The 22,065-nt window shown below is 68.2% G+C and carries 18 protein-coding genes; 3 read left to right on the top strand and 15 right to left on the bottom strand.

Going from position 1 to position 22,065, the window contains the following annotated elements; all coding sequences use genetic code 11:
- Window positions 1-2: 2 nt before the first annotated feature.
- From K0H49_RS21120 to K0H49_RS21100, 5 genes are all read right to left on the bottom strand, one after another.
- The gene (locus K0H49_RS21120; protein WP_219216650.1) at window positions 3-1,550 is read right to left on the bottom strand and encodes a malonate--CoA ligase; all 1,548 of its coding nucleotides are present in this window, start codon (window positions 1,548-1,550) and stop codon (window positions 3-5) included.
- Window positions 1,547-2,332, bottom strand: coding sequence for an enoyl-CoA hydratase/isomerase family protein (locus K0H49_RS21115; RefSeq protein ID WP_219216648.1), 786 nt, complete (start codon window positions 2,330-2,332; stop codon window positions 1,547-1,549). The genes K0H49_RS21120 and K0H49_RS21115 overlap by 4 nt, the downstream gene beginning before the upstream one ends.
- A 9-nt stretch (window positions 2,333-2,341) precedes the next feature.
- On the bottom strand, window positions 2,342-3,328 hold the full coding sequence (locus tag K0H49_RS21110) for a Bug family tripartite tricarboxylate transporter substrate binding protein (protein WP_219216646.1): 987 nt from the start codon (window positions 3,326-3,328) through the stop codon (window positions 2,342-2,344).
- Between the two features lie 84 nt (window positions 3,329-3,412).
- The gene (locus K0H49_RS21105; RefSeq protein WP_219216644.1) at window positions 3,413-4,891 is read right to left on the bottom strand and encodes a malonyl-CoA decarboxylase; all 1,479 of its coding nucleotides are present in this window, start codon (window positions 4,889-4,891) and stop codon (window positions 3,413-3,415) included.
- A complete protein-coding gene (locus tag K0H49_RS21100) occupies window positions 4,888-5,556 on the bottom strand; it encodes a GntR family transcriptional regulator (protein WP_219216642.1) in 669 nt (222 codons plus the stop codon). Before K0H49_RS21100 ends, K0H49_RS21105 begins: the two co-directional genes overlap by 4 nt.
- 220 nt (window positions 5,557-5,776) lie before the next feature.
- Between K0H49_RS21100 and K0H49_RS21095 the strand changes: the two genes are divergently transcribed.
- Complete coding sequence (locus K0H49_RS21095) at window positions 5,777-6,685, top strand: pseudouridine synthase (RefSeq protein WP_374122397.1); 909 nt, start codon at window positions 5,777-5,779, stop codon at window positions 6,683-6,685.
- A 3-nt stretch (window positions 6,686-6,688) separates the two neighbouring features.
- Here K0H49_RS21095 and lgt read toward each other — a convergent pair whose 3' ends face one another.
- Complete coding sequence (lgt, locus tag K0H49_RS21090; protein ID WP_219216638.1) at window positions 6,689-7,516, bottom strand: prolipoprotein diacylglyceryl transferase; 828 nt, start codon at window positions 7,514-7,516, stop codon at window positions 6,689-6,691.
- A gap of 218 nt (window positions 7,517-7,734) precedes the next feature.
- Window positions 7,735-8,676 (bottom strand): LysR family transcriptional regulator, encoded by a 942-nt coding sequence (locus tag K0H49_RS21085; protein ID WP_219216636.1) that lies wholly within the window; start codon window positions 8,674-8,676, stop codon window positions 7,735-7,737.
- Window positions 8,677-8,785: 109 nt separating this feature from the next.
- On the opposite strand from K0H49_RS21085, the gene ilvD reads away from it, so the two are divergent.
- Entirely contained in the window at window positions 8,786-10,480 is a 1,695-nt protein-coding gene (gene ilvD, locus K0H49_RS21080) for a dihydroxy-acid dehydratase (protein WP_219216634.1), read from the top strand.
- A gap of 51 nt (window positions 10,481-10,531) precedes the next feature.
- On the opposite strand, the gene K0H49_RS21075 is transcribed toward ilvD, so the two are convergent.
- The 8 genes from K0H49_RS21075 to K0H49_RS21040 all read right to left on the bottom strand — a co-directional run bounded on the left by K0H49_RS21075 (window position 10,532) and on the right by K0H49_RS21040 (window position 21,193).
- Window positions 10,532-11,179, bottom strand: a complete 648-nt coding sequence (locus K0H49_RS21075; RefSeq protein WP_257625055.1) for a hypothetical protein — start codon at window positions 11,177-11,179, stop codon at window positions 10,532-10,534.
- Entirely contained in the window at window positions 11,176-12,273 is a 1,098-nt protein-coding gene (zapE, locus tag K0H49_RS21070) for a cell division protein ZapE (RefSeq protein ID WP_219216633.1), read from the bottom strand. The genes K0H49_RS21075 and zapE overlap by 4 nt, the downstream gene beginning before the upstream one ends.
- Window positions 12,270-13,697, bottom strand: a complete 1,428-nt coding sequence (gene lpdA, locus K0H49_RS21065; RefSeq protein ID WP_219216624.1) for a dihydrolipoyl dehydrogenase — start codon at window positions 13,695-13,697, stop codon at window positions 12,270-12,272. Before lpdA ends, zapE begins: the two co-directional genes overlap by 4 nt.
- Before the next feature lie 3 nt (window positions 13,698-13,700).
- The gene (locus K0H49_RS21060) at window positions 13,701-14,201 is read right to left on the bottom strand and encodes a hypothetical protein (RefSeq protein WP_219216622.1); all 501 of its coding nucleotides are present in this window, start codon (window positions 14,199-14,201) and stop codon (window positions 13,701-13,703) included.
- A gap of 15 nt (window positions 14,202-14,216) precedes the next feature.
- Window positions 14,217-15,482: a 2-oxoglutarate dehydrogenase complex dihydrolipoyllysine-residue succinyltransferase gene (gene odhB, locus K0H49_RS21055; RefSeq protein WP_219216620.1), complete on the bottom strand. Its 1,266-nt coding sequence runs from the start codon at window positions 15,480-15,482 to the stop codon at window positions 14,217-14,219.
- 54 nt (window positions 15,483-15,536) lie between these two features.
- Complete coding sequence (locus tag K0H49_RS21050; protein WP_219216618.1) at window positions 15,537-18,413, bottom strand: 2-oxoglutarate dehydrogenase E1 component; 2,877 nt, start codon at window positions 18,411-18,413, stop codon at window positions 15,537-15,539.
- A 164-nt stretch (window positions 18,414-18,577) separates the two neighbouring features.
- On the bottom strand, window positions 18,578-20,485 hold the full coding sequence (locus K0H49_RS21045) for a propionate--CoA ligase (protein ID WP_219216616.1): 1,908 nt from the start codon (window positions 20,483-20,485) through the stop codon (window positions 18,578-18,580).
- A gap of 102 nt (window positions 20,486-20,587) precedes the next feature.
- A complete protein-coding gene (locus tag K0H49_RS21040) occupies window positions 20,588-21,193 on the bottom strand; it encodes an isochorismatase family protein (protein WP_219216614.1) in 606 nt (201 codons plus the stop codon).
- A gap of 100 nt (window positions 21,194-21,293) precedes the next feature.
- Between K0H49_RS21040 and K0H49_RS21035 the strand changes: the two genes are divergently transcribed.
- A complete protein-coding gene (locus tag K0H49_RS21035; RefSeq protein ID WP_219216612.1) occupies window positions 21,294-22,061 on the top strand; it encodes an alpha/beta fold hydrolase in 768 nt (255 codons plus the stop codon).
- The last annotated feature ends 4 nt before the right edge of the window (window positions 22,062-22,065 follow it).

Here is a 22,065-nt window from a genome sequence, read left to right as displayed (position 1 = left end):
GCTCAGGCGCGCGCGAACAGACCCTTGTGCTGTTCGCGCAGCAGCGCCTTCTGCACCTTGCCCATCGCGTTGCGCGGCAGCTCGCCCACCACGAAGCAGCGCTTGGGCACCTTGAAGTTGGCCAGCCTGGCCTTGAGCTCGGCCACGATCGCGTCCGCATCGATCACCGCGCCGGGCTTGGTCGTGACCACGGCCACGCCGACCTCGCCGAAGTCCGCATGGGGCACGCCGACCACCGCGCTCTCGGCCACGCCCGGCAGCTCGTTGATGAAGCCCTCGATCTCGGCCGGGTAGACGTTGTAGCCGCCGCTGATGATCAGGTCCTTGCTGCGGCCGACGATGGTGATGTAGCCCAGGCCGTCGATCTGGCCCACGTCACCGGTCTTGAAGAAGCCGTCGGATGTGAATTCCTCCTTCGTCTTCTCGGGCATGCGCCAGTAGCCGGCGAACACGTTGGGGCCGTCGACCTCGATGTTGCCGATCTCGCCCGTGGTCGCCTCGCGGCTGTCGCCGTTGTCTTCGGCCACGCGCACCCGCAGGTTCACGCCCGGCAACGCGAAGCCCACCGTGCCGCCGCGGCGCTCTCCCTGCACCGCACTGTAGGGGTTGGAGGTGAGCATCGCGGTCTCGCTCATGCCGTAGCGCTCGAGGATCGTGTGGCCGGTGCGCTGCTGCCAGGCGTGGAAGGTCTCGATCAGCAGCGGCGCCGAACCCGCGATGAACAGGCGCATGCGCTTGCAGGCCTTCTTCGTGAGCCCGGGCTCGGCCAGCATGCGCACATAGAGCGTGGGCACGCCCATGAAGACCGTGGCCTCGGGCAGCCGCGCCACCACGCGCTTCGGGTCGAACTTGTTGAGCCAGATCATCTTGCTGCCGTTGAGCAGCGCGCCGTGGATCGCGACGAACAGGCCGTGCACGTGGAAGATGGGCAGAGCGTGGATCAGCACGTCGCCCTCGGTCCAGCCCCAGTAGTCCTTGAGCACCTCGGCGTTCGACAGCAGGTTGCGGTGCGTGAGCATCGCCCCCTTGCTGCGGCCGGTGGTGCCGCTGGTGTAGAGGATGGCCGCGAGGTCGTCTTCGTCCTTGTGCACCACGGTGTGCCGGTCGCTGCACTGCGCGGCCAGTTCGAGCAAGGTGCCGGTGCGGTCGTCGTCGAGCGTGAACACATGGCGCGTGCCCGCGGCCAGCGCGATCGGGCCGACCCATTCGGCGTTGGCGCTGCTGCACACCACCACCTCCGGCTCGGCATTGCCGATGAAGTATGCGATCTCGGCACCGCGGTAGGCGGTGTTGAGCGGCAGGAACACATAGCCGGCGCGCAGCGTGGCCAGGTAGAGCATCAGCGCTTCGACGGACTTCTCGACCTGCACGGCGATACGCGCGCCGGGCGTCAGCTCGAGCGCGGTGAACAGGTTGGCGAGCATCGCGCTCGCGCGGTCGAGGTCGCGCCAGGAGTACAGCAGGCCGTCGTCGGTCTCGACCGCGACCGCATCGAGATCGGCAGGGAAGGCGGCGCGCAGCGCGGCGAAAAGGTTGGCTTGGGTCGTCATGCGTGATCTCGGAAAACAGGAGGACGTTTGGCAAGGAAGGCAGCGATGCCTTCGCGGTGTTCGGGGGAATCGGCGTAGTCGTAGGCCGTGGGCAGCAGGGCCTCGACCTTGCCGGTGTCGATGCCGGCCAATGCGGCCAGCATGCGTTTGTGGGCGCGCGCGGCCTCGGGCGCGAGCGCGGCGATGCGACGCGCATGCACCCGCACCGCGTCGGCCACGGCGGCATCGGGCAGCACCTCGAGCAGGAAGCCGGCCTCTTTCAGCCGGGGCGCGCCATGCACGCCGGCGGCCAGCAGCATGTCGCGTGCCAACGCATCGCCCACGGCGCGGTGCACCAGCGCCGCTTCGTAGGGCGCCATCGGGAAACCGAGCTTGGCGATGGGCGCGCCGAACTTCGCCGACGCGCCGGCCAGCCGGATGTCGCAGCAGCTCGCGATCTCGAGGCCGGCGCCCATGCAGGCGCCCTCGATCTGCGCGAGCATCGGCACCTCGCAGCCGCGCAGCACCTTGAGCGCGGCGCCGACCTCGTCTTCATGGAAGACGCGCAGCGCAGCCGCATCGAAGCGGAAGGACGGGTATTCGGAGATGTCGCCACCGGCGCAGAAGGCCCCGCCCTCCCCGCGCAGCACGATGCAGCGCAGGGCCGTGTCGGTCGCGAAGGCCTCGAAGGCCGCGCGCAGGTCGCGCCACATCGCACGCGACATGGCATTCAGGCGCCCTGCGTGCACCAGCGTGACGAAGGCGATCGCGCCCTCGCGTTCGATGCGAATCTCACCCGCCATCAATTCTCCTCATTCCAGTTTGGCGCCCGAGGCCTTGACCACCGCAGCCCAGCGCTTGATTTCGGCATTGACGAAGCCGCCGTAGGCCGTGCCCGTGAGGTTGGGAATCTCCGAACCGTTGGCGGCCCAGATGGTCTTGAGCTCGTCGGTCGCCAGCGACTTCTTCATGTCCTCGATGATGCGCGATTGCACCTCGGCCGGCGTGCCCTTGGGCGCCCAGAGGCCGTACCAGGTCGTCACGTTGTAGTCGGGCAGGCCCACCTCGGCGGCGCAGGGCACGTCCGGAAAGGCCGGGTTGCGCTTGGCGCCGGCCATCATCAGGGCCTTGATGCGGCCGCCCTTGATGTGTTGCGACGAAGAGCCCAGGCCGTCGAAACAGACGTCGACATTGCCGGCGATCAGGTCCTGCAGCATCGGGCCCGCGCCGCGGTAGGGAATGTGCGTGATGAAGGTGCCGGTCTGCTGCTTGAACAGTTCGCCCGCCAGATGGTGCGAGGTGCCGGCGCCGGCCGAGCCGTAGTTCATCTTGGCCGGGTTGCGCTTGGCATAGGCGATGAACTCCTGGACGGTGGTCTGCGTCACGCGCTTGGGATTGACCACCACCACCTGCGGCGCATTGGCCAGCAGCATCAGCGGCACGAAGTCCTTCTCGAGGTCGTAGTCGAGCTTGGGGTAGATCGACGGTGCGATGGCATGGTGCACCCCGCCCATGAACAGGCCGTAGCCGTCGGCCGGCAGCTTGGAGGCCACGCTGCCCCCCAGGGTGCCGCCCGCGCCGCCACGGTTGTCGATCACCAGCGTCTGGCCGGTGCCCTTGGAGAACTGCGCCGACAACGGCCGCGCGAACGCGTCGGTGCCGCCGCCGGCCGGGAAAGGCACGACCAGCGTGACGGGCTTGGAAGGCCAGCCGGATTGCGCCTGCGCGCCGCCGCCAAGGACGGCCGCGGCCGCTGCGGCCAGGCGCAGCATGTCGCGCCGTTGAAAGCTGTGGTTCATTGTCTTGTCTCCTGTTTTTATGCAACGCTCATGTGCCGGGGCCGTCGGCACGCCGTGGAAATCGGCCCGTCGAAAAATCGGCGCTCAAGCCTTGAGGAACAGGCTGTCGATGTCGCCCGAGACCGCCACCTTGCCCTGGGCCAGCAGCGCGCGGTGCTTGTCGAGCCGCTTGAGATCGTAGAGGTAGTTGACCATGAGCCCATAGGCCTGCTTGACGCCCTTGCTGGACGGGTCACCCGCCCAGTTGAGGCGCTCGACCCGTGCGCCGTTGCCGAGATGGAAGCGCGCCACCGGATCGACCGGCTTGCCGTCGACCGTCGCACGGCCCAGGTACTCGGCCGCGCACTGCAGCAGCATCTGGCGCACGGGCGATCTGGCGTCGAACGCCAGCGCATCGTCGGCCGCGGCCAGCAGACGCTCCGGGGTGGGCGGCAGGGAGCCCAGCGATTGCCCCAGGGCGCGCGCGCGCTTGTCGTCGAGCCGCGCCAGCATCTCGCCCGCGTGCTTGGCCAGCCAGGGGCGAAAGCCCGGGATCGGCGACAGCGTCGCGAACACCTTGAGCCGCGGGAACTCGGCCTGCAGCGTCTCGACCACGCGCTTGATCAGCGAATCGCCGAAGCTCACGCCGCGCAGGCCGCTCTGCGTGTTGCTGATCGAATAGAAGATCGCGGTGCTGGCCTTGTCCGCGGTGGCCAGCGCCGCGGCCTCGTCGAGCAGCGGCACGATGCCGTCGCTCAGGTGGTCGACCAGCGCCACCTCCACGAAGATCAGCGGCACGTCGGGCAGGCGCGGGTGGAAGAATCCGTAGCAGCGGCGATCGCTGTCGAGCCGGTTCTTCACGTCGGCCCAGCTCTTGATGTCGTGCACCGCCTCGTACTGGATCAATTTCTCGATCAGCGAGGCCGGCGAATCCCAGCTGATGCGGCGCAGGTCGAGGAAGGCCACGTCGAACCAGGTCGAGAACAGGTGTTCGAGCTCGGCGTCGAGCGGCACGAAGCGGCGCTCGCCCTTGACCTGCGGCAGCAGTTCGGCGCGCAGGTCGATCAGGAAGCGCATGCCGTCGGGGTCGATGGTGAAGCGCTGCAACAGGCGCGCGCGCGGCGAGGCCAGCGCGCGGCGCAGGTGCACCTCGGCCTGCCCTTCGTCGAGGGTGCCGACCGCGGCCTCGTGGCGCGCGCGCGCGCTGCTGAGCTTCTTGGCATCGGGCGCGAAGCGCTCGCTGATCAGCAGCCAGACGTCGCGCCGCTCGGCTGCGTCGAGCGCGGCATACCAGCGCATGACTTCGCAGGCGCGCCGACCGGCCTCGACCTCGCTGACGCGCGCATCGACCACCGATTGAAGCTCGGTCAGCGCACGCCGCAGCGCACGTGGCGCCATCGCTTCGCCATGACGGCGAAGCGTGGCCTCGAGGCGCTCGTTCAGCGTGCGTGGCGGCAACGCGGCCTTCTTCTTCACTGGGGCCGACGAGGAAGAGGATGCGACCTCCTTTTCGGGTTCGGCCGCCGGTGCGGCATCGGGGCGCAATCGCGACACGCTGCGCGTGAGCCAGGTGGAAGCATTCATGAAGCCAACCTCGATTTCTGTTGAAGCGCCACGGCGCGCAGGGCTTCGCGCTGGCGGTGGAGATGGGTGCGCATCGCGGCCTCGGCGCCGTCGCTGTCGCGCGCCTTGAGCGCCGCGAACACGGCCAGGTGTTCCGACAGGCTCTGTGCCAGCCGGCCGGGGGCGTTGAGCTGCTGCAGTCGCGCGAGCTTGAGGATCTTGCGCAGGTCGCCGATGGTCTGGGCCAGCCAGCGGTTGTCGGCCAGCGTGATGATGGCCTCGTGGATCACGAGGTTGGTCGCGTAGTAGGCCGTGATGCGCTTGGCCGCGGCGTGCTTGACCAGCTTGTCGTGCAGGCCCTCGAGCGTGGCGATGTCGGCGTCGCTCGCATTGCGTGCCGCCTCCCAGGCACAGCGGCCCTCGAGCAGCGAGATCACCGGGAAGATCTCGTCGAGGTCGCGCTCGGTCACCTCGGCCACGAAACAGCCGCGGCGCGGCTCGTGACGCAGCAGGCCCTCGGCGGTGAGCACCTTCAGGGCCTCGCGCAACGGGGTGCGCGAAATGGCCAGCCGCTCGCACAGCGCCGCCTCGTCGAGGAAACTGCCCGGTGCCAGCGCGCCCGCGAAGATCTCTTCCCTCAGCGCGGTGGCGACCTCGTCGTGCAGCGAATTGGCAACGATGCGCATGGTGTGGATCAGCCTGGCAGGTGGATCGGCTTGTCGGGGTTCATACGGGCGCACATGGCAGGTCACGCGAGGTGCCCAAAGGACATGGCGGTCTGCACCAGGGCAAATCCGTAATTTCCGATAATTACGCGTAATTATGGGAACAACGCCTCGTGCTGGCAATGGCCGGGCGCCGGTGGAAACCCTGGGCCATTCCGGCGGCACGGCTACAGTCGATGCCGTGCGCGCCCCTGCTCCCCCCCTCCCCCTGCCGACCCGCGACGGCGTCGGCCCCAGCTGCGTCGGCCTGCCGCCCGGCGCCTGGCCGACGGTGCTGGCCTTCCTGCTCGAACGCTTTCCCGCGGTCGGCACCGCCACCTGGCTGGCGCGCATCGACGCGGGCGAGGTGATCGACGAGCACGGCGAGACGGTCACGCGGACCCAGCCCTACCGCGCCCACCGGCGCGTCTACTACTACCGCGAGATCCCGGACGAACCGCGCGTGCCCTTCGACGAGGTGCTGCTGTTCCAGGATGCGCACCTGGTGGTGGCCGACAAACCGCATTTCCTGCCGGTCACGCCCGGCGGCAAGTACCTGCAGGAAAGCCTGCTGGTGCGGCTCAAGCGCAGGCTGGGCATCGACACCTTGGCACCGGTGCACCGCATCGACCGCAGCACCGCGGGCCTGGTGCTGTTCAGCGTCGAGCCCGGCACCCGCGGCCACTACCAGCGCATCTTTGCGGAACGCGAGGTGCACAAGACCTACGAAGCGATCGTGCACGGGCCCGGGCCGCAGCCCCTGCCCGCGGTGCACCGCAGCCGGCTGGCCGAGGACCTGGCTTTCATGCGCATGCGCGAGGTGCCCGGCGAAGCCAATTCGGAAACGCACATCGAGCAACTCGCGGCGCTCGACGGCGGCCGGCTGCGCCTGCGGCTGTCGCCGGTCACGGGCCGCAAGCACCAGCTGCGGGTGCATTGCGCGGCGCTGGGGATGCCGATCGTCAACGACCCGGTCTACCCCGTGCTGCGGGCCGAAGGCGACGAGGACCATGCGCACCCGCTGCAGCTGCTGGCGCAGACGCTGCGCTTCACCGATCCGGTGACGGGCGACGCGCGGCTGTTTCGCACCACGCTGTCGCTCGGAAACTGATCCTCAGGCGCGTCGGGCGGAGCGCGCGGCGCGCGCCGGTGCGCTCAGGTACAGCCAGACGCCGAAGGCGATCATCGGCACGCACAGCCACTGGCCCATGCTCATGTTGAGCGCCAGCAGGCCGAGGAAATCGTCGGGCTCGCGGAAGTACTCGGCGATGAAGCGCATCGCGCCGTAGCCGATCAGGAACACCGCCGCGACCCGGCTCTGCACGCGTTCCTTGCGGGCGTAGAGCCAGAGGATCACGAACAGCAACAGGCCTTCGAGCAGGAACTGGTAGACCTGCGACGGGTGGCGCGGCAGCATCGAGCCGCTCTGCGGGAACACCATGCCCCAGGGCAGGTCCGGGCTCGAGAAGCGGCCCCAGAGTTCGCCGTTGATGAAGTTGCCCACCCGGCCCGCGGCCAGGCCGGTCGGCACGCAGGGCGCGACGAAGTCCATCACCTGCCAGAACGGCCGGGCCCGCGAATGCGCGAACCACACCATCGCGCCGATCACGCCCAGCAGCCCGCCATGGAAGCTCATGCCGCCCTGCCAGACCATCAGGATTTCCAGCGGATGCGTGAGGTAGTAGCCGGGCTTGTAGAACAGGCAGTAGCCCAGGCGGCCGCCGACGATCACGCCCATCACGCCGAGGAACAGGATGTCCTCCACGTCCTTTCGGCTCCAGACGCCGGGCCCGGTCAGCGAGCGGAAGGGCTCGTGCCGCAGCCGGCGCGTGCCGAGGAAATAGAAGAGCGCGAAGGCTGCGAGGTAGGTCAGGCCATACCAGTGGATGGCAACGGGCCCGATTTGAAGGGCGATCGGATCGATCTGCGGATACATGAGCATGCGGGCATTGTGCCGTGGCCGATGTGACGGTTGGCGCACGCCCTGTCGGACCACCAGGCCACGCCGGGGAATTGGCCAGATTGGGGGGCCTGTTGTCGTTGCGGCCACGGCGTGATCCACCCACACTCGGACCATGCCCATGCCGCGCCGCATCGCCTGCCTCCACGCTGAGGTGATGAGCCCCGCAACAGCTCAAGGGCGCGGCCTGAGCCTCGGGCTCAGGCACTGCCCGAGCGTTCCCGCACGAAGGCGACGAAGCGCGCCAGCGCCGGGTTGTCGAGCGCCGCGGGCCAGACCAGGCTGGTCTCGCAGGCCGGGAACGGCGTGGCCCGGCGCGGGCGTCCGGCCGGCGCGAACTCGGCGGCCGCGCGGTACACCACGCCCTCGCGCCGGAACTGCCGCACGCTCTCCGGCACCCAGGCCACGCCCAGCTCGCCCCAGACCAGGTTGACGATGGTCTGCATCTGGATCGCCTCCTGCGCCACCACGGGTGTGCGGCCGACCGCGTGGTAGAGCCCGTAGATCGCGTCGTGCAGCGAGGGCACGATGCGGCGCGGGAAGATCACCAGCGGCTCGTCCAGCACCTCGGCCAGCGTGGGGGCCACGACCTGCGCCAGCGCATGCCGGGACGGCAGTGCCAGCACCAGCGGCTCGCGCGCCACCACCAGCCGCTCGAGCCCGGGCGGCGCGAAACCGGGCGAATGCAGCATCAGGCCGGCATCGAGCTCGCCGCGCGCGAAGGCCTCGAGTTGCACGTCGCCGGTGGCCTCGACCAGTTCCAGCGCCACCTCGGGGCACAGCGCGCGGAACTCGCGCACCCACACCGGCAGCCGCTCGAAGCCGATGGTCGAGACGAAGGCCAGCCGCACCCGCCCGACCTCGCCCGCGGCCGCAGCGCGCGCACGGGCCGGCAGCGCCTGCGCGCGCTCGAGCATGTCGCGCACGTCGGGCAGCAGCGCCTCGCCCGCGGGCGTGAGCGCCACGCGCCTGCGGGTGCGGTCGAACAGCACGATGCCCAGCGTCTTCTCGAGCTGGGCGATGGCCTGCGTGACCGGCGGCTGCGTCATGTGCAGGCGCAGCGCCGCGCGGCCGAAATGCAGCTCTTCGGCCACGGCGACGAACTGGCGCCAGGCACGCAGGTCGATCAAGGCTTCATTCATATGCCGAGCATATCAATCAAGCTCCAAAAATGGATTGGAACCAATCAGTCAAAGGGCGGATACTTGGCGCCGAGCCTCCCCCACAAGACAACCCACGAGAAGAGAACCCATGGCCGACAAAGCACTCCAGATCAACCGCCGCAGCGCCAACATCGTCGAAGGCAAGTCACGCGCGCCCAACCGCTCGATGTTCTATGCGATGGGCTACGAGGAAGCCGACTTCAAGAAGCCGATGGTCGGCGTGGCCAACGGCCACAGCACCATCACGCCCTGCAACTCGGGCCTGCAGAAGCTGGCCGACGCGGCCATCGAAGGCATCGAGGAAGCCGGCGGCAACGCCCAGGTCTTCGGCACGCCCACGATTTCCGACGGCATGGCCATGGGCACCGAGGGCATGAAGTTCTCGCTGGTGAGCCGCGAAGTCATTTCCGACTGCATCGAGACCTGCGTCGGCGGCCAGTGGATGGACGGCGTGCTGGTGGTCGGCGGCTGCGACAAGAACATGCCCGGCGGCATGATGGGCATGCTGCGCGCCAACGTGCCGGCCATCTACGTCTACGGCGGCACCATCCTGCCGGGCCGCTACAAGGGCCAAGACCTGAACATCGTGAGCGTGTTCGAGGCGGTGGGCCAGAACGCCGCCGGCAACATGAGCGACGAGGACCTGCTGCAGATCGAGAAGCGCGCCATCCCCGGCACCGGCTCCTGCGGCGGGATGTACACGGCCAACACCATGTCGAGCGCCTTCGAGGCCCTGGGCATGTCGCTGCCCTATTCCTCGACCATGGCGAACCCGCACGACGAGAAGCAGAACTCGGCCAAGGAATCGGCCAAGGTGCTGATCGAGGCGATCAAGAAGGACCTCAAGCCGCGCGACATCGTGACCAAGAAGGCGATTGAGAACGCGGTGGCCGTGATCATGGCCACGGGCGGCTCGACCAACGCGGTGCTGCACTTCCTGGCGATCGCCCACACGGCCGGCGTCGACTGGACCATCGACGACTTCGAGCGCATGCGCAAGAAGGTGCCGGTGATCTGCGACCTGAAGCCCTCGGGCAAGTACCTGGCAGTCGACCTGCACCAGGCGGGCGGCATCCCGCAGGTCATGAAGGTGCTGCTGAAGGCCGGCCTGCTGCATGGCGACTGCATCACCATCAGCGGCCAGACCATCGCCGAAGTCCTCAAGGACGTGCCCGACGTGCCGCGCGCCGACCAGGACGTGATCCGCCCGATCGACAAGCCGATGTACAGCGAAGGCCACCTCGCGATCCTCAAGGGCAACCTGTCGCCCGAAGGCGCGGTCGCCAAGATCACCGGCCTGAAGAACCCGGTCATCACCGGCCCGGCGCGCGTCTTCGACGACGAGCAGTCGGCGCTGGAAGCCATCCTGGCCGGCAAGATCGTGGCCGGCGACGTGATGGTGCTGCGCTACCTCGGCCCCAAGGGCGGCCCGGGCATGCCCGAGATGCTGGCCCCCACGGGCGCGCTGATCGGCGCTGGCCTGGGCGAGAGCGTGGGCCTGATCACCGACGGCCGCTTCTCGGGCGGCACCTGGGGCATGGTGGTGGGCCACGTGGCGCCCGAGGCTGCGGCCGGTGGCACCATCGCTTTCGTCAACGAAGGCGACTCGATCACCATCGACGCGCACAAGCTGGTGCTCGAACTCAACGTGCCCGAGGCCGAGATCGCCAAGCGCCGCGCAGCCTGGACGGCACCGGCGCCGCGCTACACGCGTGGCGTGCAGGCCAAGTTCGCATTCAACGCCTCGAGCGCGAGCTCGGGCGCCGTGCTGGACAAGTACTGATCCGCCGAGGTCGGCAGCCTGGCTGCCGGCCCTCGTCGCAAGCCGCCCCGATCAGGGCGGCGGTGTGGGCAGCGCGGGCGAGCGCGGCTTGACGCGCTCGGCGTTGCTGCGTTCGCGGGCCTCGCGATGCTCCTGCGCCTTCTGGAGCTTGCGCTCGTTGCGCGCACGGGCTTCCGGTGCCGCCGCCTGCAGCCGGGCGGCCTTGGCCTGCTCGGCCGCCTGAGCGCGCTGCTTGGCCTCGAATTTCTGGCGATTGGCCTCGGCCTGTGCGGCCGCGTCGTCGCGGGTCTTGGCGTGATCGGCGGCGCGCTGTTCGCGCCCCTGCTGGGCCGCCTGCGCGCGCTCGCGCTGCGCCGGATCGTCCTGAGGACGCGGGGCGGCCTCCTCGAGGCGCTTCAGCTGGGCCGCGGCACGGCGCCGGCGATCGATGTCGCTGAGCGTGGCCTCCTGGCGCTTGATGTCGTCGTCCTGCGTGCGGCGCTTGCGGCGGCTGTCGATCAGGCAGTCCTCGACCGCGAACTTCTGATAGCAGGCCGCCTGCTCCTTCTGCGCGCGCGCCTCGATCGCCGCACGCTCCGCCGTCAGGCGGGCCCGCTCGGCGGCCAGGTCCACGTTGCCGTCGGCCGCGTTGGTCTGGGCCATGCCGGGCAATGCGCCCAGGGCCAGCAGCAGCGACAGGAACAGGGTGCGAATCTTCATGTGAGTCGGGTGTCCACCACGCGCCTTTCGAGCGCAAGGAATTCAGCGGAGTGCATCTCGGTGAGCCGGGACACGGTGCGTGGAAACTCGTGGGCCAGCGGCCCCTCGGTGTACAACGCCTCCGGCTCCACGGCCGCCGACAGGATGAACTTGACCCGTCGATCGTAGAACACGTCGACCAACCAGGTGAAACGGCGTGCTTCAGAGGCCCGCGCGACCGTCATCTGCGGCACATCGGACAGCAGCACCGTGTGGAACTGGGTCGCGATCTCGAGGTAGTCGTTCTGCGAGCGCGGGCCGCCGCACAGGGTCCGGAAATCGAACCAGACCACGCCGCCCGCCTTGCGGCGCGCCCGGATCTCGCGCGCCTCGATGTGCAGCACCGGGTCTTCGTCGGCGGACTCGGCCAGCCGGTCGAAGGCCTGCGTCATCTCCGCGTCGGCCTCGGGGCCGTTGGGCGTGAGATAGAGCCGCAGCTGCTCCAGCGTGCGGTGCCGGTAGTCGGTACCGTTGTCCACGCTGATCACTTCGAGCTTCTCGTTGAGCAGCGCGATCGCGGGCAGGATGCGGTCGCGGTGCAGGCCATCCGGGTACAGGTCGTCGGGCTTGAAATTGGAGGTGGTCACAAAGCCCACGCCGCTGTCGAACAGCGCGGCCAGCAGCCGGTGCAGGATCATGGCGTCGGTGATGTCCGCGACATGGAACTCGTCGAAGCAGATCAGCTTGAAGCGCTTTGCCATGCGCCGGCCGAGTTCGTCGAGCGGGTTGACCGTGCCCTGCAGGTCGGCCAGCTCGCGGTGCACCTCGCGCATGAACTCATGGAAGTGCAGCCGCGTCTTGCGCTTGATCGGCACGGCGTTGAAGAAGCAATCCATCAGGAAGCTCTTGCCGCGTCCGACACCGCCGTACATGTAGACGCCGCGCGGCACTTCCGGCCGGTTGATCAGCTTCTTCAGCGCATTGGAGCGCTGCGCCTTGTAATCGGCCCACTCGCTGGCGCAGCGTTCCAGCGCGTCCACCGCGCGCAGTTGCGCGGGGTCGCTCTGGAAGCCGCGAGCAACGAGCTCGGCCTCGTAGGCTTGCTTGACGCTCAAAAGTTCAGCGTGCGCTTGTCGACCGCCAGTGCCGCTTCCTTGGTCGCTTCGGAGAGCGACGGGTGGGCGTGGCAGATGCGGGCGATGTCTTCGGCGCTGGCCTTGAACTCCATCGCCACCACGGCTTCGGAGATCAGCTCGCTGACCTGCGGGCCGACCATGTGCACGCCGAGGATCTCGTCGGTGGTGGCATCGGCCAGGAACTTGACCATGCCGGTCGTGTCACCCAGCGCGCGCGCGCGGCCGTTGGCCAGGAAGGGGAAGGTGCCGGCCTTGTAGGCGCGGCCCGAGGCCTTGAGCTGCTGCTCGGTCTGGCCCACCCATGCGATCTCGGGCGAGGTGTAGATGACCCAGGGGATGGTGTTGAAGTTGACGTGCCCATGCTGGCCCGCGATGCGCTCGGCCACGGCCACGCCCTCTTCTTCCGCCTTGTGCGCCAGCATCGGGCCGCGCACCACGTCGCCGATCGCCCAGACGTTGGGCAGGTTGGTCTTGCACTCGTCGTCCACGTTGATCGCGCCGCGCTCGTCGAGCGCCAGGCCCACGGCTTCGGCGTTCAGGCCGATGGTGTTGGGCACGCGGCCGATCGAGACGATCAGCTTGTCGACGTCGAGCGACACCGCTTCGCCCTTGGCGTTGGTGTAGGCGACCTTGACGCCCTTCTTGTCCGACTTGATCTCGCCGACCTTGACGCCGAGTTCGATCTTCAGGCCCTGCTTGTCGAAGGCCTTCTTGGCTTCCTTGGCGATCTGCTCGTCGACCGCGCCCAGGAAGGTCGGCAGACCTTCGAGCACCGTGACTTCAGCGCCCAGACGGCGCCAGACCGAGCCCATTTCCAGGCCGATCACGCCCGAGCCGATCAGCGCGAGCTTCTTCGGCACGTCGCCGACGCGCAGCGCGCCGTCGTTCGACAGGATGTTCTCTTCATCGAAAGGCGTGCCGGGCAGCGCGCGGGCGTTGGAGCCCGTGGCCACGACGATGTGCTTGCCGACGATGGATTCTTCGGCCGCGCCGGTCACCTTGATCTCGTAGCCGCCGTCGGCGGCCTTCACGAAGGACGCACGGCCATGGAAGGACGTGATCTTGTTCTTCTTGAACAGGTAGGTGATGCCGTCGTTGTTCTGCTTCACGACCTGGTCCTTGCGGGCCAGCATCTTGCCGAGGTCGAGTTCCAGGCCCTTGACGTTGATGCCATGGTCGGCAAAGTGCTTGCCGGCATGCTCGTAGTGCTCGGACGACTGCAGCAGCGCCTTCGAGGGGATGCAGCCGACGTTGGTGCAGGTGCCGCCCAGTGCGGGGCCGCCCTTGGCGTTTTTCCACTCGTCGACACAGGCCACGTTGAAGCCCAGTTGGGCCGCACGGATCGCGGCGATGTAGCCGCCGGGGCCACCACCGATGACGATGACGTCGAATTGCTTGCTCATGTTTCAGTCCAGTTTCTTGAGTTCGAATGCGCCCGCATGGAGGGCGATTCCAAAGACACCCGTCTTGACACGCAGGGTCTCCTGCCTGGGGCCTTCGGGGCCGAAGGCGACCGTGGTGTCGGGTGCGGTCTTGCAGATGAAGAGATGGCCGCCGTCCAGGCATTCCATGCGGCCGGCCTCGTGCAGGGCCGTCCAGCCCCACTCGCCGTAGTCACGCGGCAGAAAGCGGCGCAGCGGCTCGCTCTTCTCGCCGCCGCCGCTACCATCGGCCAGGGTCCATCGGGCCAGGTCCGCCTGGTAGCGCTCGGCCAGCCTGGCGGGGTCGGCATCGGGCGCACGGGCGATCGTCAGCTGCGACGGCCCGGCCCCCGGGCGCTCGCGCGCGGCCTGGGTGTCGGCCACCCATTCATGCCGGTAGAGGCCGCTCCACGCATCGCGCTCCGCCGCCCCGGCCGAGGCCGAGGCGCCGATCGCGCAAAGCATGACGACGGCCAGGCGGCGCATTGCGTTCGCGATAAATTAAATGTCGAACAGCAGGCGCGAAGGATCTTCCAGCGCTTCCTTCATCGCGACCAGGCCCAGCACGGCTTCGCGGCCGTCGATGATGCGGTGGTCGTAGCTCATCGCCAGGTAGTTCATCGGACGGATCACGATCTGGCCGTTCTCCACCACCGCGCGGTCCTTGGTCGCGTGCACGCCCAGGATGGCCGACTGCGGCGGGTTGATGATGGGCGTCGACAGCATCGAGCCGAAGGTGCCGCCATTGCTGATGGAGAAGGTGCCGCCGGTCATCTCTTCGATGCCCAGCTTGCCGTCCTTGGCCTTCTGGCCGAATTCGGCGATCTTCTTCTCGATCTCGGCAAAGCTCATCTGGTCGGCGTTGCGCAGGATCGGCACCACCAGGCCGCGCGGCGAACCCACCGCGATGCCGATGTCGAAGTAGCCGTGGTAGACGATGTCGTTGCCGTCGACCGAGGCGTTGATCACCGGGTACTTCTTGAGCGCATGCACCGCGGCCTTCACGAAGAAGCTCATGAAGCCGATCTTCACGCCGTGTTCCTTGGTGAACGCGTCCTGGAACTTCTTGCGCATGTCCATGACCGGGGCCATGTTCACTTCGTTGAAGGTGGTCAGGATGGCGTTGGTCGACTGCGACTGCAGCAGACGCTCGGCGATGCGCGCGCGCAGGCGGCTCATCGGCACGCGCTGCTCGGGGCGCTCGCCCAGATCCTTCGGGCTCGCGGGTGCGGCGACCTGCTGCAGCAGCGGCTTGGCGGCCGGTGCGGGCGCAGCGGCCGGCGCCTTGGCGGTCGTGCCCGAGGCCACGGCGCCGAGCACGTCGCCCTTGGTCACGCGGCCGTCCTTGCCCGAGCCCGCCACATCGCTGGTCTTCAGGTTGTTGTCGGCCAGCAGCTTGGCAGCGGCGGGCATGGCAACGTCGGACTTGGCGCCGCCGGTGGCGGCGGCAGCGGCTTGCGCCGGCGCGGGGGCCGCGGCGGGTACAGGTGCGGCTGCGGCGGCGGGCGCAGCCGCAGCGGCCTTGCCGTCGGTGTCGATCTTGGCGATCAGCTGATCGGCCACGACGGTCGCGCCGTCGCCCTGGACGATTTCGGCCAGCACGCCGGCGGCAGGTGCGGGCACCTCGAGCACGACCTTGTCGGTCTCGATCTCGATCAGGATTTCATCGATGGCGATGGCGTCGCCTGGCTTCTTCTTCCAGGTGAGCATGGTGGCCTCGGCCACGGATTCGGACAACTGGGGGACTTTGACTTCAACGATAGACATTTTGGAGAGTGCTCCGACTTGTACTTTTTGTGGGATGGATAAGAAGGAGCTCGCTCACTTCGTGAGGACAAAACCCTTGAGCTTGCCGAACGCGCCTTCGACCAGGGCCTTCTGCTGCTCCTGGTGGAGGTGCGAGTAGCCGACCGCGGGCGAAGCGGAAGCGGCACGACCCGAGTAGCCGAGCTTCTGGCCGTCGACCATGTTCTCGTGGATGTAGTGCTGCACGAAGAACCAGGCGCCCTGGTTCTGCGGTTCGTCCTGGCACCAGACCACGTCGGCCAGGTTCGGGTACTTCTTGATCTCGGCGGCGAAAGCCTTGTGCGGGAACGGATAGAGCTGTTCGACGCGGATGATCGCCGTGTCGTCCTGCCCGCGTTCTTCGCGCTTCTTCACCAGGTCGTAGTAGACCTTGCCCGAGCAGGCCACCAGGCGCTTGACCTTGTCGGCCTTGAGTTCCTTGTGGTCGGGGATGACCGTCTGGAACGCACCCTTGGTGAACTCGGAGATCGGCGAGGTCGCGTCCTTGTTGCGCAACAGCGACTTGGGCGTGAGGATGATCAGCGGCTTGCGCAGGTTGCGCACCATCTGGCGACGCAGGATGTGGAAGATCTGGCTGGCCGTGGTCGGCTGCACGACCTGCATGTTGGTGTCGGCCGACAGCTGCATGAAGCGCTCCAGGCGTGCCGAGCTGTGCTCGGGGCCCTGGCCTTCGTAGCCGTGCGGCAGCATCAGCGTCAGGCCGTTGACGCGGCCCCATTTCACTTCGCCCGAAGCGATGAACTGGTCGATCACGACCTGCGCACCGTTGACGAAGTCGCCGAACTGGGCTTCCCAGATCACCAGCGTGTTCGGGTCGTTCGAGGCGTAGCCGTATTCGAAGGCCAGCACGGCCTCTTCGGACAGGATCGAGTCGATGACGACGAACGGGGCCTGGTTGTCGGCCACGTTCTGCAGCGGCGTGTAGGTGCCGGTGTCGAACTTCTCGCGGTTCTGGTCGTGCAGCACCGCATGGCGGTGCGTGAACGTGCCGCGGCCCGAGTCTTCACCCGACAGGCGCACCGGGTAGCCGCTGGCCACCAGCGAGGCGTAAGCCATGTGCTCGCCCATGCCCCAGTCGACGTTGACGTCGCCGCGGCCCATGGCGGCGCGGTCGTCGAGCACCTTCTTCACCAGCGGATGCACGGTGAAGCCTTCGGGCACGAAGGTCACGCGCTCGGCCAGCCGCTTCCACTCGGAAGTCGGGATGGCGGTGTCGCCGGCGTCGGTCCACTTCTTGTTCAGGAACGGGCTCCAGTCGACCGCGTACTTGCTCTTGAAGTTGGTCAGCACCGGGTCCGAGGTGTTCTTGCCGGCATCGAAGGCCGCGCGCTGCGCCTTGACCATGTCGTCGCCGAGCGTCTCGCCCAGGCCCTGGGCAGCCAGCTTGTCGGCGTACAGCTTGCGCGTGCCGGGATGGGCCGCGATCTTCTTGTACATCAGCGGCTGGGTCAGCGAAGGCGTGTCCTGCTCGTTGTGGCCCAGCTTGCGGAAGCAGATGATGTCGACCACCACGTCCTTCTGGAACTCCATGCGGAAGTCCAGTGCGAGCTGGGTGGCGAGCACCACGGCTTCCGGGTCGTCGCCGTTCACGTGCAGCACCGGGGCTTCGATCATCTTGACGATGTCCGAGCAGTACAGCGTCGAGCGGCTGTCGCGCGGGTCGCTGGTGGTGAAGCCGATCTGGTTGTTGATCACGATGTGCACCGTGCCGCCCGTGGAATAGCCACGGGTTTCGGCCAGCGCCAGCGTTTCCATCACGACGCCCTGGCCGGCGAAGGCCGCGTCGCCGTGCACGATGATCGGCAGCACCTGCTTGCCCAGCGGATCGCCGCGGCGGTCCATGCGGGCGCGCACCGAGCCTTCGACCACCGGGTTCACGATCTCGAGATGGGACGGGTTGAACGCCAGGCTCAGGTGCACCGGACCGCCGCGCGTGGTCACGTCGGAGCTGAAGCCCTGGTGGTACTTGACGTCGCCGCTGGGCAGGTCTTCAGGCGCGGTGTGGTCGAACTCGGCGAACAGGTCGGCCGGCATCTTGCCCAGCGAGTTGACCAGCACGTTGAGGCGGCCGCGGTGGGCCATGCCGATCACGATTTCCTGCACGCCCTTGGCGCCGGCTTCCTGGATCAGCTCGTCCATCGAGACGATGAAGCTCTCGCCGCCTTCGAGCGAGAAACGCTTCTGACCGACGTACTTGGTGTGCAGGAAGCGCTCGAGGCCTTCGGCGGCCGTCAGGCGTTCGAGCACGTGCTTCTTCTGGTCCGCATTGAGCTTCGGATTGGTCCGGGCGCTCTCGAGCTTCTGCTGCCACCAGCGCTTGTGGTTCTGGTCGGTGGTGTACATGTACTCGGCGCCGATGGTGCCGCAGTACGTTTCGTTGAGCGCGTTGAGCAGGTCGCGCAAGGACATGGTGTCCTTGCCGAAGAAGGTGTTGCTCGTGTTGAACACGGTCTCGAGGTCGGCATCGCGCAGGCCGTAGAACGAGGGCTCGAGTTCGGGGATGGCGGGACGCTCGGTGCGCTTGAGCGGGTCCAGGTCGGCCCAGCGCGCGCCGACATTGCGGTAGGCGGCGATCAGCTGCTGGACGGCGGTGCGCTGGCGGCCCAGCTCGGAATCGGCGCCGCTGGCGTGCACGACCTTGGTCGTGCCCTGCTTGGCGCGTTCGGCAAAAGCGTTGATGACGGGCTGGTGCGCCACGTCGCGGGCGCTGCTGCCATCGGCGGCCGGCACATGCTGCAGCGCGTCGAAGTAGGAGCGCCAGTTGTCGGGCACGCTGCCGGGGTTGGCGAGGTAGTTTTCGTACATCTCCTCGACATAGGGCGCGTTGCCGCCGAAGAGGTAGGTGTTGCCTTGATAGGCTTGGTAGACGTTGGACGTCGAGGAATCGCTCATATTCCGCTGACTTTCGCTCCCCTGAAGGAAGCATTAGCTGGTTTAAGAAACCTTCCGCTACACGGCTGAACCGATTGGCGGATGCGACTGTGGCTAGGGAAGGGCCTGAGTACCTTGGCATTGTGCCACGTCAGCCTTGTGACAGCCGACGGGCCCAAGCAACCCTAAGGCCAGAGCAGTTGACGGATGCGCTGCAGCGTGGCGGGATCGTCCATGGTCGTGAGGTCGCCCGCATCGCGCCCTTCGCAGATCGCCTGGATGGCGCGCCGCAGCAATTTGCCGCTGCGCGTCTTGGGCAGGCCCGTCACGAAGTGCACGCGTGACGGGCGGCCGAGCGCCCCCAGCTGATCGGCCACGCGCCGCATGATCTCGCCCTCGAGCGCCAGGGCGCCCGCCCCTTCGACGCCGTCCGCATTGCGCGGCACAACGAAAGCCACCGCGACCTGCCCCTTGAGCGCGTCCGCCACGCCGACCACCGCCACTTCGGCGACGTTGGCATGGCCCGAGATCACCTCCTCGATCTCGCGCGTGCCGAGCCGGTGGCCCGCGACGTTGATCACGTCGTCGGTCCGCCCGAGGATGAAGAAGTAGCCGTCGGCGTCGCGGATGCCCCAGTCGAAGGTCGAATAGACCATTTTTCCGGGCACGCTCTTCCAGTAGGTGTTGACGAAGCGCGCGTCGTCGCGCCAGATGGTCTGCATGAAGCCGGGCGGCGTCGGTCCCTCGATCACGACCACGCCCTTCTCGTTGAGCGCGCTCAGTTCCTCGCCGGTCGACTCGTCGAGGATCTTCACCCGCCAGCCGTACATGGGCACGCCCGGGCTGCCCAGCTTGCCCGGCTTCTTCTCGACGCCGTTGGCGATGGTGATGATCGGCCAGCCGGATTCGGTCTGCCAGTAGTTGTCGATGATCGGCACGCCCAGGCCCTCGCCGATCCAGCGCCCGGTGGGCTCGTCGAGCGGCTCGCCGGCCAGGAACAGCGCGCGCAGGCTCGACAGGTCGTATTTCTTGAGCAGCGCCGGGTCCTGCTTCTTGAGCACGCGCACCGCGGTCGGCGCGCTGAACATCACCGTCACCTTGTATTTCTCGACCAGCTGCCACCAGATGCCGCCGTCGGGCTGGCGGTCCAGGCCCTGGGTCGGCAGGCCTTCGTAGAGGATGGTGGCCATGCCCGCGATCAGCGGGCCGTAGACGATGTAGCTGTGGCCCACGACCCAGCCGATGTCGCTGGTGCAGAAGTAGGTCTCTCCCGCCCTCGCGTCGAAGATGTGCGGCATGCTGGCCGCCAGCGCGACCGCGTAGCCGCCGGTGTCGCGCTGCACGCCCTTGGGCTTGCCGGTGGTGCCGCTGGTGTAGATGGTGTAGCTGATCTCGGTCGACTCGAGCCAGGCGCAGGGCACGACCGCGCCGCGGTGCTGTGCGGCGAGATCGCGCATCAGGTGGTCGCGGCCGGCCACCCGATCCATCGGCGCGAGGCCGCGGTCGGCCAGCAGCACGGCCGCGGGCTTGTGCTTCGACAGCCGGATCGCCTCGTCGAGCAGCGGCTTGTACGCCAGTACCTTGCCGCCGCGCGAGCCCGCGTCGGCGCTCACGATCACGGTCGGCTCGGCATCCTCGATGCGCGAGGCCAGCGAGCCGCTGGCGAAGCCGCCGAACACCACGCAATGGACCGCGCCGATGCGCGCGCAGGCCAGCATCGCGAAGGTGGCCTCCGCGATCATGGGCATGTAGATCAGCACGCGGTCGCCGCGCTTCACGCCCAGCGCGAGCAGGCTGGCGGCCGTGCACTGCACCTCGGCGTGCAGTTCGCGGAAGCTGTAGCTGCGCTCCAGCCCGGTCTCGGTCGAGACGCAGATCAACGCCGGCTGGTCGCCGCGCGCGTCGAGGTGGCGGTCGATCGCGTTGTGGCACAGGTTGGTGGTGCCGCCCACGAACCAGCGCGCGAAGGGCGGATGGCTGGCGTCGAGGATCTGCTGCGGTGGGGTCTGCCAGTCGATCAGCCGGGCCTGCTCGGCCCAGAAGGCCTCGCTGTCGTCGACGGACCGGCGATAGAAGTCGCTGTACGAACGCATGTCGGTATGTCTCCAGAGACGCCCCGCTTATGGCGCGGGGCTGAATTCATCATGGTTCGGCGGGCTTTCGGCAGCCTGACACCCGCCCTGCCCGTTTCCCGCTCAGCGGATCAGCGCCTGATAGTCGCGGAAGGCCGGATGCTCGGCCGTGCGCAGCCATTCGAAGCCCACCATCTCGGTGGTCACCAGCTCGGCGCCGGCGCCGGCCAGCCGGTCGAAGGCCGCATCCCGGTTGCGCTCGGTGCGCGAGCTGCAGGCGTCGGTCACGACCCAGACCTCGAACTCGTCCTCGAGCAGGTCGAGCGCGGTCTGCAGCAGGCACACATGGGCTTCGCAGCCGGCGATCACGATGGTGCCGCGCTCTTCCTGGGCACCACCGGCGGGCTTCTGCAGGTGCTTGGGCAGGCTGCGCGCATTGCCCTGCGGCGCCTTGACCGGCGGCCGCAGCCATTCGCCCAGCCCCTCTTCCACGCCACTGAAGTGCATCTTGGCCAGCGTGCGCTGGCACAGCGCGCGGATCTCGGGCAGGTTCTCGCCCAGCTTGGACGGGTTCTGCTCGGTGCCGAACACCGGCACCTCGAGCAGCTGCGCGATCTTGCCCAGGCGCACCGCGTTGGCGGCGGTCGCGTCGGCTTCGAAGATCGCGGGCATCAGGCGCGCCTGGTAGTCGACCAGAACGAGTTGGGAAAGGGAGACGTCGAGCAGCATGGGGAATCCTTCGGAAAAACAGGACGGGCGACTTCGGCCCGTGCAGCGCAGAATTAGACCGTATCGCGAGACGCACCGGCAGACCCCCGCCCCCTCTCCCATGAAGCCCTTCCACCCGCTCGCCGCACTCCTCGCCCTGGGCCTGCTGGCCGGCTGTGCCAACCTGCGCTCGGCCGATGCGCCCCTGTACATCTTGAGCGACCCGAGCGACTGCGCGCTGCACCCCGACACGCTGCTCGTGATGCTGCCCGGCGTGCACTCGCACCCCGACGAGTTCGTGCGCGAAGGCTTCGTGCGCGCGGTGCAGGACCAGCGGCTCGCGGTCGACGTGCTGCGCGTCGATGCCCACCTGGGTTACTACGAGAAGGGCACGTTCGTCGAACGCCTGCGGCAGGACGTGATCGCGCCGGCCCGGGCCCGCGGCTACCGCGCGATCTGGCTCGTCGGCATCTCGCTGGGCGGCTTCGGCGGGCTGGTCTACGCCCAGGAACGGCCCGGCGAGATTGCCGGCCTGGTGGCGCTCGCGCCCTACCTGGGCGAGCCGGCGGTGGCCGATGACGTGGCAAAGGCCGGCGGCCTGCGCAGCTGGCATCCGGCGGCGGTGCCGCCCGGGGACGATCGTCTACAGCGCGAGACGGCTTTGTGGACGTCGCTCCAGGGCTATGCGTCGCCCTCGGCGAGCACGCTGCCGCCGCTGTGGCTGGGCTATGGCAGGGCCGACCGTTTCGCGGCGCCCAACGGCCTGCTGGCCGCGGTGCTGCCGGCCGACCATGTGCTCACCACCGAGGGAGGCCACGACTGGGCGCCGTGGCACCGGCTCTGGACCGCGCTGCTGCCGACCCTGCCGCTGCCGCGCTGCGCCCCCTGAGCCC

The organism is Variovorax boronicumulans (assembly GCF_019352895.1).
Classification (GTDB): Bacteria; Pseudomonadota; Gammaproteobacteria; order Burkholderiales; family Burkholderiaceae_C; genus Variovorax; species Variovorax boronicumulans_A.
This window is presented reverse-complemented; position numbering and strand designations above follow the sequence as displayed.